Below are 11,691 nucleotides of genomic sequence, written 5' to 3' on the forward strand. Positions count from 1 at the left end.
CGCGCCGCGAGCTCGCCGACGATGCCGCGACGGAACACCAGCACGCAGGCGACGAACACAACGCCCTGGATAACCGTGACCCACTCGCCGTACTGGGCGAGATAATTCTGCATCGAAACGACGATGAACGCGCCGACGACCGGACCGTAGAACGTGCCCATGCCGCCGACCAGCGTCATCAGCACGACCTCGCCCGACATCGCGAAGGAAACGTCGGTTAGCGAGGCGTTCTGCGCGACGATCGCCTTGGTCGCGCCGGCGAGGCCGGCAATCGCCGCCGACAGGGTGAAAGCCGCGAGCTTGTATTGCATGGCCCGATAGCCGAGCGAAACGACACGCGGCTCGTTTTCGCGGATGGCCTTCAAAATCTCGCCGAAGGGCGAGTTGACGATGCGCTGCACCGCGAGAAAGCCGAAAAGAAAGATCACGGCGACGAAGACGTAGAGAATCCAGGGATTCGACAGATCGAACAATCCCAGCGCGCGTCCTTGGGGAACCGCCTGGATGCCGTCCTCGCCATGGGTGAAAGGCGCCTCGACGCAGAAGAAATAGACCATCTGCGAGAAGGCCACGGTGATCATCGCGAAATAGATGCCGCTCGAGCGGATGGCGAGCGCCCCGGTGACAAGTCCGAGGACGCCCGAGGCCAGAACGCCGAGCGCGATCGCCGAAACGGGCTCGAGCCCCCACACTTTCGCAGCATGCGCGCAGACGTAGCTCGCGAGGCCGAGGAACATCGCATGGCCGAACGAGAGTAGGCCGACGTAGCCGATCAGCAGGTTGAAGGCGCAGGCGAAGAGGGCGAAACAAAGCGCCTGCATGATGAAGAACGGATAGGCGACAAACGGGGCGATCGCGATCAACGCGACCATCACGCCAAAGGCGATGGCGTTCGCCCTCCGGTTGCGCTCGGTGAGGTCAGCCGCGACGACGGCTTCCGCGCTCATCTCAGGCAGCCCTTCCGAACAGGCCCGCCGGCCGGATCAACAGGACGATCGCCATGATGACGAAGACGACGGTGTTCGACGCTTCGGGATAGAAGACCTTGGTCAGGCCTTCGACGACGCCGAGCACGAAGCCGGTCAGGATCGAGCCGAGAATCGAGCCCATGCCGCCGATCACCACCACCGCGAACACGACCGCGATGATGTCGGCGCCCATGCCCGGGCGGACCTGGTTGATCGGGGCGGCGAGGACGCCGGCGAAGGCGGCGAGCGCGACGCCGAAGGCGTAGGTCAGCGTCACCATCCGCGGCACGTTGACGCCGAAGGCGCGCACCATGGTCGGGTTCTCGGTCGCGGCGCGCAGGTACGCGCCGAGCTTGGTTTTCTCGATCACGAGCCACGTTCCCAGGCAGACGACGATCGAGGCGACGATCACCCAGCCGCGATAGACCGGCAGGAACATGAAGCCGAGATTGTAGGCGCCCGAAAGCTGCTTCGGGATGGCGTAGGGCATGCCGGAGGCGCCGAAGTAGTTCTGGAACAGGCCCTGGAAGACCAGCGCCAGGCCGAAGGTGAGCAGCAGGCTGTAGAGCGGATCGAACCCGGCGAGGCGCTTGAGAAACAGCCGCTCGACTACCGCCCCGACGGCGCCGATGATGAGCGGCGACAGGATCAGCGCGAACCAGTAGTTCAAGCCCGTCAGCGTCAGCAGGAAATAGGCGGCGAAGGCGCCCATCATGTAGAACGCGCCGTGGGCGAAATTGACGATCTGCAGCATGCCGAAGATCACGGCGAGGCCGAGGCTCAGGAGCGCGTAGAACGAGCCGTTGATGAGCCCGATGAGCAGCTGCCCGTAGAGCGCGGGCCAGCTGATGACGTGGCCGAAGAGGGTCATGGGCGGGCCCCACCCCTCTTTGGAGCCGGCAAGACGCCCCCTCCACCACGGCTCGCGTGGTCCCCCTCCCCCGCGCTTTGCGCAGGGGAGGACAGGGACGCCGGCGCTCTCCTCCCCCCTGAAGCCTCAGCGGAATGCGGGAGAGGGACCGTCTGTAAGGCGGTGCTGGGTGCATGCGGGTTAGCCGAAGGAACGCTCATCACACCCCCAGCGCCTCGTGCAGCATGTCCATGCGTCCCTCGAGCTCGACGCTCACGAAGGCGTCGATGATCTTGCCGTGCTCCATGACGAAGAAACGGTCGGCGAGGGTCGAGGCGAAGCGGAAGTTCTGCTCGACCAGCAAAATGGTGAAGCCCTCGCGCTTGAGCTCGGCGATCGTGCGGCCTATCTGCTGGATGATGACCGGGGCGAGCCCTTCGGTCGGCTCGTCGAGCATCAAGAAGCGGGCGCCGGTGCGCAAAATCCGCGCGATCGCCAGCATCTGCTGTTCGCCGCCGCTGAGCTTGCCCCCGCCGCTCGAGAGCCGCTCGCGCAAGTTGGGGAAGAGCGCATAGATGCGCTCGACGCTCATCGCGCCGGTCTTGGCAACCGCGGGGGGCAGGAACAGGTTTTCCTTGACGGAGAGGCTCGAGAAGATGGCGCGCTCTTCCGGGCACAGGGCGACGCCCAGCCGGGCGATGCGCTCGATCGGCAGGCTGATGAGCTCGCGGCCGTTGAAGATAACCGAGCCGCTGCGCTTGCCGACGATGCCCATGATCGATTTCAGCGTCGTCGTCTTGCCCGCGCCGTTGCGGCCAAGCAGCGTGACCACCTCGCCCTCGCGCACGTCGAGATCGACGCCGTGGAGAATGTGTGATTCGCTGTACCACGCCTGAAGGTTTTTCACCTCGAGGACCGTTTCGGCCCCGGCGCCGCGCGCCCGTTCGGCCGCCGCCTCAGCCATGTCCGGCTCCCATATAGGCTTCCCGGACCTCAGAATTCTCGGACACCGTGCGGTAGTCGCCCTCGGCCAGCACGCGCCCGCGGGTCAGCACCGTGATTCGGTGCGACAGGTTGGCGACGACCTGCAAATTGTGCTCGACCATCAAAATTGTGCGGTTGGCCGACGCGCGGCGGATGAGCGCGGCGATCCGATCGATGTCCTCGTGCCCCATGCCCGCCATCGGCTCGTCGAGCAGCATCAGCTCAGGCTCGACGGCGAGGGTGGTGGCGAGCTCCAGCGCCCGCTTGCGGCCGTAGGAGATCTCGCCGGCCTTGGAATAGGCGAACGAGGTGAGGCCGACGCTCTCGAGCAGTTCGAGGGCGCGCGTGTTCAGGGGATTGAGGGCGGACTTCGAGCGCCAGAAGTCGAACGAATCGCCGCGCGACCGCTGCAAGGCGATGCGGACGTTTTCGAGCGCGGTGAGATGGGGAAAGACCGCCGAGATCTGGAACGAGCGCACGAGCCCGCGGCGGGCGACGTCGGCCGGGCGCAGGGCGGTGATGTCGCGGCCGTTGAAGGTGATCGTGCCGGCGGTCGGCGCAATGAATTTGGTCAGCATGTTGAAGCAGGTCGTCTTCCCGGCCCCGTTGGGGCCGATCAGGGCGTGGATCGCGCCGCGCTTGACGCGCAGCGACACCTCGCTCACCGCTTGGAAATCGCCAAAGCTCTTGGTGAGGCCCTCGGTGACGAGAATGTCGTCGTCGTTCATTCCCGCCAGCCGCTCCAGCGCATCCGCTTCCCCTCGTGATTGGCCCGCAATGAAGCCGCTTCGGCGGGTTGTTGTAAAGCCCCAAATGACGTCGGCCAGGCGCGAGTCGAGACGCGCGGCTCCGCAGCCGGCGCCCGTCGCCTCCAGCCGGGGCGCATGCCAAGCGGCCGGACTCGGTCGCGCTCGGACAATTTTCCGATTCTGGCTTGAGCGCGCTATAAAGAATCGATCCTCGACCGGCCTTGAAAGACTCGAAGCCTATGAACACTCTCGATCGGATTACACGCAGTCCCGTATTGATGGGGGGGAAGGCCTGCATCCGTGGCATGCGTGTCACCGTCGGCATGATCGTCGCGCAAATCGGCGCAGGCCGCACATTTGAGGAGCTTCTCGCCGATTATCCATACCTGGAACGAGAAGATCTCCTTCAAGCGCTTCGCTACGCAGCGTGGCGCGCCGATGAGCGTGAGATCATGCTGCCCGGCGAATGAAGCTGCTCATCGACATGAACCTGTCTCCCCGTTGGGGAAGGCTGCACGGCAGCGAGGGCTTCGAAGCTGTTCATTGGTCGGACGTCGGACCGGCGGACGCGTCAGACCGGGAAATCATGGACCACGCGCGAACCCATGGTTTCGTCGTCCTGACGCACGATCTGGATTTCGGCGCAATCCTCGCTGCGACGCGCGACGCCAAGCCGAGCGTCGTTCAGATCCGGGCCGACGACGTCAGCCCGGAAGCGATCGGCGCAGTCGTCACAATCACATTGAACCGGATGGCGGATGACCTGGAGGCGGGCGCGCTCCTGACCATCGACACGGCGCGGATGCGGCTGCGGCTCCTGCCGGTTCGGCCACCGGGTAAAGAATTCGGAGCGTGATGTGACAGCGACGGTAAAGACTGCCGCTTTCGCGGATCCGGAGCGTTAAACGGCTATAAATTTGGGTCACGACGTCGAGCCGGCAAAGAACGTCGGCCCATGTCTCAACGCGCGAGGTTCGACTCATGCAGAAGCTGCTCGTGTTCGAGTCGATTTCCCTCGACGGCTACTTCGTCGACGCGCATGGCGACATGAGCTGGGCGCATGCTGGCCGGGAGGACCCGGAGTTCGCAGACTGGGTCGGCGGCAACGCGAGCGGCGGCGGCGCGCTGCTGTTCGGCCGCAAGACGTACCAGATGATGGAGGCGTTCTGGCCGACGCCGCTGGCCGCCGAACAGATGCCCGTCGTCGCGGCGGCCATGAACGCGAGAACGAAGTACGTGGCGTCGCGGACGATCCGGCCAATCTGGAGAAATTCGCGCCTGTTGGGGGACGAACTCGTAGATTCCGTGCGCGCAATCAAGGCCGGGGAGGGCCCGGGCGTCGCCGTGCTCGGGCAGCGGATCGATCGCCGCGCAACTCGGCGAGGCGGGTCTCGTGGACGAGTATCAGTTCGTGATCGTTCCGATTGCGCTCGGCGGCGGACGCACAGTGTTCAGTTACAGGCGCAGCCTGCGGCTCCTCGACACCCATGCGTTTCGCTGCGGCAACGTCGTCGTCACCTATGCTCCAGCCTGAGCGTATGGTTTCGCGCCGCGAGCCCGCCGCTTCAGGGCTGGTGGCCAGGTCTCCGGTTGTGCAGGCGGCGCTCCCAGTCGAGGGCCTGGCGCACGATGTCGTCGAGGTTGTCGCGAGTGGGCTTCCACCCCAGCACGCGCTTGGCCCGGTCGGCGCGCGCGACGATGGCGGCGGGGTCGCCCGCGCGCCGCGGCGACAAAATGACCTTGAAATCGACGCCGGACACGCGCTTGACCACGTCGACGACCTCCTTGACCGTCTGCCCGTGCCCATAGCCGCAATTGCACACGACGCTCTCGCCGCCGCCGCGCAAATAGGCCAGCGCGGCCAGATGCGCGTCGATCAGGTCGGTGACCTGGATGTAGTCGCGAATGCAGGTGCCGTCGCGGGTCGGATAGTCCTGACCGAAGATCTCCATGCTCGGATAGATGCGGAGCGCGGTCTGGACGCCGCGCTTGATGAGGTGCGTCGCTTTCGGCGTGGATTGGCCGAGCCGCCCCTGCGGATCGGCGCCGGCGACATTGAAGTAGCGGAGGGCGACGTAGCGGAAGTCGTACGCGCGGGAGGCGTCCTCGAGCATCCACTCGACCATCAGCTTCGAGCGGCCGTAGGGGGAGATCGGGGCGAGCGGCGTCTCCTCCGACACGGGCTCGGACGAAGTTTCGCCATAGACCGCCGCCGTGGACGAGAAGATGAAAGTCTTCACCCCGCCTTTGATCGCGGTCTCGATCAGGGTGCGCGCCTTCGAGGTGTTGTTGAGATAGTAGCCGAGCGGATCGCTGACCGACTCGGGCACCACGATCCTGGCGGCGAAATGGGCGATCGCATCCACCTCGTGCTCGTCGATCAGCCGCGCGACGAGATCGGCGTCGCCCATGTCGCCGACGGCGAGGCGCGCCGGGTCGGCGACGGCCCAGTCGAAGCCGGTGGAGAGGTCGTCGAGCACGGCGACCTTTTCCCCGGCGTCCAGAAGGCCGAGGGTCATATGGCCGCCGATATAGCCGGCGCCGCCGGTCACCAGAACGCTCATCGATCATCCTTCCTGCTGAATCCCGGCGCCGGCCCCATGCGCGCGACTCCGATCCGAAATGCCGCATGGCGGCCCGGAACCGGACCTGTTAAGCGATAGCAGATTCTGACCGCATCGATATCGTGAGGAACAGAAAATCCATGAAAAAGCCGATCCGTAAAGCCGTTCTCCCCGTCGCCGGCCTCGGCACGCGCTTTCTGCCGGCGACCAAGGCCGTCCCCAAGGAGATGTTGACGGTCGTCGATCGCCCAATCCTGCAATATATCGTCGACGAGGCGCGGGAGGCCGGCGTCGAGCACTTCATCTTCGTCACGGGCCGCAACAAGGGCGTCATCGAGGACCACTTCGATTCCTCATACGAACTCGAGGATACGCTGAAGCGGCGCGGCAAGGACGGGGCTTACGCCGCCCTTATGGCCGACCTGCCGCCGGCTGGCGCGACCAGTTTCACCCGCCAGCAGGCGCCGCTCGGCCTCGGCCATGCGGTGTGGTGCGCGCGCGACATCGTCGGCGACGAGCCGTTCGCCGTCCTGCTGCCGGACATGGTCACCAAGCCCGGCGTGCACGGCGGCCGCTGCCTCGCCCAGTGCGTCGAGGCCTACAACGAATTCGGCGGCAATGTTCTCGCGGTCGAGGAGGTGTCGCCGGACGAGACGCACCAATACGGCGTGGTGGCCGTCGGCGCAGAGCATGGCTCAGCCTTTGAGATCACCGGCATGGTCGAGAAGCCGAAGCGGGGAACGGCCCCGTCCAACCTCATCATATCCGGACGCTACATCCTGCAGCCGGAAATCTTCCAGATCCTGGAACTGGTCGACAAGGGCGCCGGCGGCGAAGTCCAGCTGACCGATGGAATGATTCAGCTCGCCCGCAAGCAGAAGTTCCATGGCGTGAAGTTTGACGGCGACACCTACGACTGCGGCTCGAAGCTCGGGTTCCTCGCCGCCAACATCGCCTTCGCCCTCAGCCGGCACGACCTTGGCGCCGGCGTCAGGGACGAACTGCGCAAGCTCGGCTTCGTCCCCAAGAGCGCCTGAGGCGCTCCGCCGCCCGCGCGCGCCGGTTTTGCCGGGCGCGCCCGCGGTGGTAAACAGTCCCATGATTCACGAACAGGCCAGCGTCGTCCTCTCGGCGCTCCGAACGCTCGACACGGAACGCCGCGGCCTCGACGCGCTCGAAGCGGCGATGGGAAAGACCGGCGGACTGGGCGCCGCGTTCTCGCGAACCGTCGAGACGATTGCGGCGGCGAGCGGCCGCATCATCGTCACCGGCATGGGCAAGTCTGGCCATGTGGCCCGCAAGATCGCGGCGACGCTCGCCTCGACTGGCCAGCCGGCCTCGTTCCTCCATGCGGCCGAGGCGAGCCACGGCGACCTCGGCATGGTGCAGAACGGCGACGTCGTGCTCGCGCTCTCCTGGTCGGGCGAGACGGTCGAGCTTGCGGCGATCGTCACTTTCGCCAAGCGCTACGCCATCCCGCTCATCGCGATGACCGCCAGCCCCGACAGCGCGCTCGGGCGGGAGGCCGACATCTGTCTCACCCTGCCCGCCGCGGATGAAGCCTGCCCGAACGGCCTCGCTCCGACGACCTCGACCACGATGCAACTCGCGCTCGGGGACGCCCTGGCGATCGCGCTTCTCGAGAGCCGCGGCTTTACCGCGCGCGACTTCCAGGCGCTGCATCCGGGCGGCAAGCTCGGCGCCAAGCTGCAGCATGTGCACGACGTGATGCACACCGGCGAGCGCATTCCGCGGATTTCCGCGCGCGCCCGAATGGCTGAGGCGATCGTCGAAATGTCCTCAAAGGGTTTCGGCTGCGTGGCCGCGTTCGACGCCGGCAAGCTGGTCGGCATCGTCACCGACGGCGACCTGCGCCGCTGCCTGAAGGCCGGATTCTCGCTCGAAACGCCGGTCGCCGACGTCATGACCCGCAAGCCCCGCACGATCGCGCCCGACGCGCTGGTCGCGGAAGCGCTGGAAAGCATCAGCCACAAGATCTCGGCGCTCCTGGTGGTCGAAGGCGAGCAGGTGGTCGGCATCGTGCACTTCCACGACCTGATGCGGATCGGGGCGGTCTAGGTTCCGGATATTTACGGCCAAAACCGCGCGCATTCCGGGCGCAAGCTTGTCAATCCGCGACCGAGGGGTCTAAACAGAGGGGCCGGCCGGACGCTTCGAGTCGCTTCGGCCTTTTGCCTCAACGGGGGCCCAACATGAACGTCATCACTCGTCGGTCTCTCATTTTTTCCGGGGCCGCGCTCGCCTCCGGCGCTCTGCTCACGCCCGCCGAGGCGGCGACCGGATCGTTCTCGATCCGGATCGTCAGCGCCGGCTTCATCTTCGGCGCCTCGGTCGGCAGCGGAATCCTCCGCTTCCAGGGGACCGACTTTCGGTTGAACGTCGGCGGGATCAGCGCCGGCGCGACGATCGGCGCCTCCGGGACCGATCTTGTCGGGACCGCCTACCATCTCCGTCAGCCCGCCGACATCGAGGGCATCTATTCGGCGGTCGGGGCGGGTCTCTCCGTGGCCGGCGGACGTTCGGTGGCGCAACTCACCAACTCCCGCGGTGTGGTTTTGAGGCTGCACGGCCGCCAGATGGGCCTGATGTTCTCGATCGACCTCAGCGGCATGTCGATCTCGCTGGCATCGTAAGCGGTTTCCGCGTGTAGACCAGCGAAGGGCCGCGAGACCTGCCCCGCGCTCCAATGGAGGGCGCGCGTCTCGCGCGCCTGGGCGTCGAGACGCCGCCCCTCCGGTCGATAGGTCGGATGTGGAGTCTGCTCAGCCTGCGGGCGCCTGTCCATAGTAGGCGGCGGCGCCGTGCTTGCGTTTGAAGTGCTTCGCCAGCAGTTCGGGCTCGATCGGCCCGAGGTTGGGGGATAGCGCCAGCGACATCAGCGCCATCTCGGCGACGCACTCCATCGCGACCGCCGTCTCGACCGCCTTGGCGACCGTCGGGCCCCAGGCGAACGGCGCGTGGCGATTGACCAGGACGCCGGGGAAATCGGCCGGATCGAGGCCGTCGAAACGCTCGACAATCACGTTTCCGGTCTCCCATTCGTAGGCGCCGGCGATTTCGGCCGGCGTCATCTTGCGGGTGACCGGGACCTCGCCGTCAAAATAGTCGGCGTGGGTGGTGCCGAAGATCGGGATCGGGCGCCCGGCCTGGGCGAAGGCGGTGGCGTGCGACGAGTGCGTGTGCACGACGCCGCCAATGCGCTCGAAGGCGAGGAACAGCCGGCGATGGGTCGACGTGTCGGACGACGGTCTTAGGGTTCCTTCGACCGTCCGCCCGTCGAGATCGACGACCACCATGTCGTCGGGCGTGAGGGCGGCGTAGTCGACCCCGCTCGGCTTGATCGCGAAGGCGCCTTTGGCGCGGTCGATGGCGCTGGCGTTGCCGAAGGTGAGGTTGATGAGGCCGTGCCGGGGCAAAGCGACGTTGGCCTCGTAGGCTTCGCGCTTGAGCTCGGTGAAGTTCGACATCGCCGTTCCGCCGCTCAGACCCGGAAGCCCTGGGCCAGAAGATAGTAGACCTCGTTGTTGCGAAGGTCCTGCTTGAACGCGGGAAGCTCGCTCCCGTCTCCGATCCGCGCGAACTCGATGCCCGCGATCGTGGCGAAATCCTCGAGCATTTCGGCCGTCACCGCGTAGCTGAAGCCGGTGTGGTGCGCCCCGCCAGCCAGAATCCAGGCGCCGCAGGCCGTCTTGAAGTCGGGCTTGCACTCCCACACGGCGCGGGCGACCGGCAGCTTGGGCAGAACGGGGTGGTTGACCGCCGTCACCTCGTTGACGAGCAGGCGGAAGCGCGACCCGAGATCGAGCAGGGTGGCGTTGAGCGCCGGTCCGGCGGGCGCGTTGAACACCAGGCGGACCGGATCCTCCCGGCCGCCGATCGACAGCGGGTGGATCTCGAGCGAGGGCTTCCCCTCGGCGATCGACGGACAGACCTCCAGCATGTGCGCACCGAGAACCAGATGGCCGTCAGGCGGCAAATGGTAGGTGTAGTCCTCCATGAAGGAGGTTCCGCCGGGCAGCCCTTCGGCCATGACCTTCATCGCGCGCAACAGCGCCGCGGTCTTCCAGTCGCCCTCGGCGCCGAAACCGAAGCCGTCGGCCATGAGCCGCTGCGGAGCGAGTCCCGGAAGCTGTTTTAAGCCCGTAAGGTCCTCGAACGTGGTGGTGAAGCCCTTGAACCCGCCCTTGCCTAGGAAACTGCGCAGGCCGAGTTCGAGCCGCGCGCCGTAGACGAGCGATTCATGCCTTTCGCCGCTGCGGCGCAGCACGGGCGCGACGTCGTAAAGCTCTTCGTATTCGGCGGCGAGCGACTTCGCCTCGGCGTCCGAGACGGCGCCGACCGCCTTGACGAGGTCGCCGACCCCATAGCCGTTGGTCGCGAAGCCAAACTTCATTTCCGCCGCGACCTTGTCGCCCTCGGTCACCGCGACCTGGCGCATATTGTCGCCGAAGCGGCAGAACCGCGCGCCCTGCCAGTCATGCCACGCGCGGGCAGCGCGCATCCAGGCGCCGATTCGGTCGTGGACCTCGGGGTCGGACCAGTGGCCGACGACGACCTTGCGCGCGAGCCGCATGCGGGTGTGGATGAACCCGGCCTCGCGGTCGCCATGCGCCGACTGGTTGAGGTTCATGAAGTCCATGTCGATCGTCGACCAGGGCAGCTCCAGGTTGGACTGCGTGTGCAGATGGAGGAACGGCTTCTGCAGAACGTTCAAGCCGCGGATCCACATTTTCGAGGGCGAGAACGTGTGCATCCAGAGGATCAGCCCGGCGCAATTGTCGTCGGCGTTCGCCTCGAAGCAGAGCCTGGCGATCTCGTCCGGCGTGGTCATGAGCGCCTTGAACACGACCTTGAGCGACAGCTTCGGCGACTCGTCGAGCGCGCCGGCAATGTCGCGCGCGTCGTCGGCGACCTTCTGCAGCGGTCCCGGCCCATAGAGATGCTGCGAACCGCAGACCAGCCAGATTTCGGGGTTGGCGAGATTGATCATGGGACGCCTTTCGTCGGTCTTGCTTCAGGCGGTCGCGCGCTGAGCGTATTTGATGTCGATCAGGTCTTTCATGACCCGCGAGAGGTCGGCGGACTTGGTCACGCCGCGAAAGCTGTCGGAGACCTCGCGGTAAAGTCGGTAGAGGCGATCGTCGGCCTTCACGCTCGCCTCGTCCGGCTCGTAATGGATCGGCTTCGCGCTCGTCATCGCCGCCTGCAGCGCCCGGACCGAGTTGGCGCCGAAATCAAGTCCCAACGTGAACATGCGCGCTCCGGATTTTTCGTTGTTGCAGCGGCGCCGGATCATCGGGCCCCCGCTGGCTCTGGCGGACGGATCGCCTGCGCTCGCGCTTCCCCCATCGTTCGATCGCTCTCGCGGCAGAGTTCAGCCCAACATATCCAGCCCTCAGCCAAAAGCGAAGCCGTCGGCGTCGTCCACAGCAATTATAATACAAAAATACAAATACCGCTCTCCGGGCCGCGGCGGTTTGACGAGCATCAAATTGGTCAATGTCGCCAACTGCTAAGAGCCTGACCTGAAATTGGTTGACCGGCCTCGCGGGGTC

The 11,691-nt window shown here is 66.0% G+C and carries 14 protein-coding genes and 1 pseudogene; 7 read left to right on the top strand and 8 right to left on the bottom strand.

The genetic code is table 11. The features are described 5' to 3' along the window. The 4 genes from ACLP25_RS22735 to ACLP25_RS22750 all read right to left on the bottom strand — a co-directional run. Positions 1–947: branched-chain amino acid ABC transporter permease (locus ACLP25_RS22735; protein WP_442471410.1), on the bottom strand; the 947-nt coding region annotated here is incomplete at its 3' end. A gap of 1 nt (position 948) precedes the next feature. Continuing rightward, complete coding sequence (locus tag ACLP25_RS22740) at positions 949–1,839, bottom strand: branched-chain amino acid ABC transporter permease (RefSeq protein ID WP_442471411.1); 891 nt, start codon at positions 1,837–1,839, stop codon at positions 949–951. Between the two features lie 199 nt (positions 1,840–2,038). Next, positions 2,039–2,782 carry an ABC transporter ATP-binding protein gene (locus tag ACLP25_RS22745; RefSeq protein ID WP_442471412.1) on the bottom strand — a complete coding sequence of 248 codons (744 nt, stop codon included), beginning with the start codon at positions 2,780–2,782 and terminating at the stop codon, positions 2,039–2,041. Continuing rightward, complete coding sequence (locus ACLP25_RS22750; RefSeq protein WP_442471413.1) at positions 2,775–3,530, bottom strand: ABC transporter ATP-binding protein; 756 nt, start codon at positions 3,528–3,530, stop codon at positions 2,775–2,777. Before ACLP25_RS22750 ends, ACLP25_RS22745 begins: the two co-directional genes overlap by 8 nt. 260 nt (positions 3,531–3,790) lie before the next feature. Between ACLP25_RS22750 and ACLP25_RS22755 the strand changes: the two genes are divergently transcribed. The 4 genes and pseudogenes from ACLP25_RS22755 to ACLP25_RS22770 all read left to right on the top strand — a co-directional run bounded on the left by ACLP25_RS22755 (position 3,791) and on the right by ACLP25_RS22770 (position 5,085). Continuing rightward, on the top strand, positions 3,791–4,021 hold the full coding sequence (locus tag ACLP25_RS22755) for a DUF433 domain-containing protein (protein ID WP_442471414.1): 231 nt from the start codon (positions 3,791–3,793) through the stop codon (positions 4,019–4,021). Further along, a complete protein-coding gene (locus ACLP25_RS22760; RefSeq protein WP_442471415.1) occupies positions 4,018–4,407 on the top strand; it encodes a DUF5615 family PIN-like protein in 390 nt (129 codons plus the stop codon). Before ACLP25_RS22755 ends, ACLP25_RS22760 begins: the two co-directional genes overlap by 4 nt. A 191-nt stretch (positions 4,408–4,598) precedes the next feature. Continuing rightward, positions 4,599–4,748, top strand: a pseudogene (locus ACLP25_RS22765) (dihydrofolate reductase family protein); the annotation flags it as partial. A 196-nt stretch (positions 4,749–4,944) separates the two neighbouring features. Next, positions 4,945–5,085, top strand: a complete 141-nt coding sequence (locus ACLP25_RS22770; protein ID WP_442471416.1) for a hypothetical protein — start codon at positions 4,945–4,947, stop codon at positions 5,083–5,085. Between the two features lie 31 nt (positions 5,086–5,116). Here the strand turns inward: ACLP25_RS22770 and galE are convergent, their stop codons facing one another. Then, positions 5,117–6,115 (bottom strand): UDP-glucose 4-epimerase GalE, encoded by a 999-nt coding sequence (gene galE / locus ACLP25_RS22775; protein ID WP_442471417.1) that lies wholly within the window; start codon positions 6,113–6,115, stop codon positions 5,117–5,119. Between the two features lie 140 nt (positions 6,116–6,255). Here galE and galU point away from each other — a divergent pair, with 140 nt between their 5' ends. The 3 genes from galU to ACLP25_RS22790 all read left to right on the top strand — a co-directional run bounded on the left by galU (position 6,256) and on the right by ACLP25_RS22790 (position 8,769). Further along, entirely contained in the window at positions 6,256–7,152 is an 897-nt protein-coding gene (gene galU, locus ACLP25_RS22780; protein ID WP_442471418.1) for a UTP--glucose-1-phosphate uridylyltransferase GalU, read from the top strand. A 61-nt stretch (positions 7,153–7,213) separates the two neighbouring features. Further along, on the top strand, positions 7,214–8,194 hold the full coding sequence (locus ACLP25_RS22785) for a KpsF/GutQ family sugar-phosphate isomerase (RefSeq protein ID WP_442471419.1): 981 nt from the start codon (positions 7,214–7,216) through the stop codon (positions 8,192–8,194). A gap of 134 nt (positions 8,195–8,328) precedes the next feature. Then, positions 8,329–8,769: a hypothetical protein gene (locus tag ACLP25_RS22790; protein ID WP_442471420.1), complete on the top strand. Its 441-nt coding sequence runs from the start codon at positions 8,329–8,331 to the stop codon at positions 8,767–8,769. Between the two features lie 129 nt (positions 8,770–8,898). Here the strand turns inward: ACLP25_RS22790 and araD are convergent, their stop codons facing one another. Genes araD through ACLP25_RS22805 form a run of 3 tightly spaced genes read right to left on the bottom strand, consistent with a single transcriptional unit; the run spans position 8,899 to position 11,390 of the window. After that, a complete protein-coding gene (gene araD, locus ACLP25_RS22795; RefSeq protein WP_442471421.1) occupies positions 8,899–9,603 on the bottom strand; it encodes an L-ribulose-5-phosphate 4-epimerase AraD in 705 nt (234 codons plus the stop codon). 14 nt (positions 9,604–9,617) lie between these two features. Continuing rightward, on the bottom strand, positions 9,618–11,126 hold the full coding sequence (gene araA, locus ACLP25_RS22800; RefSeq protein ID WP_442471422.1) for an L-arabinose isomerase: 1,509 nt from the start codon (positions 11,124–11,126) through the stop codon (positions 9,618–9,620). A gap of 24 nt (positions 11,127–11,150) precedes the next feature. After that, positions 11,151–11,390 carry a hypothetical protein gene (locus ACLP25_RS22805; RefSeq protein WP_442471423.1) on the bottom strand — a complete coding sequence of 80 codons (240 nt, stop codon included), beginning with the start codon at positions 11,388–11,390 and terminating at the stop codon, positions 11,151–11,153. Positions 11,391–11,691: the final 301 nt, after the last annotated feature.

Origin of the sequence: Roseiarcus sp., assembly GCF_052145395.1 — a bacterium.
In the GTDB taxonomy this organism is placed as follows: Bacteria; Pseudomonadota; Alphaproteobacteria; order Rhizobiales; family Beijerinckiaceae; genus Roseiarcus.

What these genes read in the sequence shown, in the direction of transcription:
- ACLP25_RS22755 (WP_442471414.1), top strand. Translation starts at nt 3,791, where the DNA reads ATGAACACTCTCGATCGGATTACACGCAGTCCCGTATTGATGGGGGGG.
- ACLP25_RS22785 (WP_442471419.1), top strand. Translation starts at nt 7,214, where the DNA reads ATGATTCACGAACAGGCCAGCGTCGTCCTCTCGGCGCTCCGAACGCTC.
- ACLP25_RS22740 (WP_442471411.1), bottom strand. Translation starts at nt 1,839, where the DNA reads ATGACCCTCTTCGGCCACGTCATCAGCTGGCCCGCGCTCTACGGGCAG.
- ACLP25_RS22790 (WP_442471420.1), top strand. Translation starts at nt 8,329, where the DNA reads ATGAACGTCATCACTCGTCGGTCTCTCATTTTTTCCGGGGCCGCGCTC.
- galU (WP_442471418.1), top strand. Translation starts at nt 6,256, where the DNA reads ATGAAAAAGCCGATCCGTAAAGCCGTTCTCCCCGTCGCCGGCCTCGGC.
- ACLP25_RS22805 (WP_442471423.1), bottom strand. Translation starts at nt 11,390, where the DNA reads ATGTTCACGTTGGGACTTGATTTCGGCGCCAACTCGGTCCGGGCGCTG.
- ACLP25_RS22750 (WP_442471413.1), bottom strand. Translation starts at nt 3,530, where the DNA reads ATGAACGACGACGACATTCTCGTCACCGAGGGCCTCACCAAGAGCTTT.
- araA (WP_442471422.1), bottom strand. Translation starts at nt 11,126, where the DNA reads ATGATCAATCTCGCCAACCCCGAAATCTGGCTGGTCTGCGGTTCGCAG.
- ACLP25_RS22745 (WP_442471412.1), bottom strand. Translation starts at nt 2,782, where the DNA reads ATGGCTGAGGCGGCGGCCGAACGGGCGCGCGGCGCCGGGGCCGAAACG.
- galE (WP_442471417.1), bottom strand. Translation starts at nt 6,115, where the DNA reads ATGAGCGTTCTGGTGACCGGCGGCGCCGGCTATATCGGCGGCCATATG.
- araD (WP_442471421.1), bottom strand. Translation starts at nt 9,603, where the DNA reads ATGTCGAACTTCACCGAGCTCAAGCGCGAAGCCTACGAGGCCAACGTC.
- ACLP25_RS22760 (WP_442471415.1), top strand. Translation starts at nt 4,018, where the DNA reads ATGAAGCTGCTCATCGACATGAACCTGTCTCCCCGTTGGGGAAGGCTG.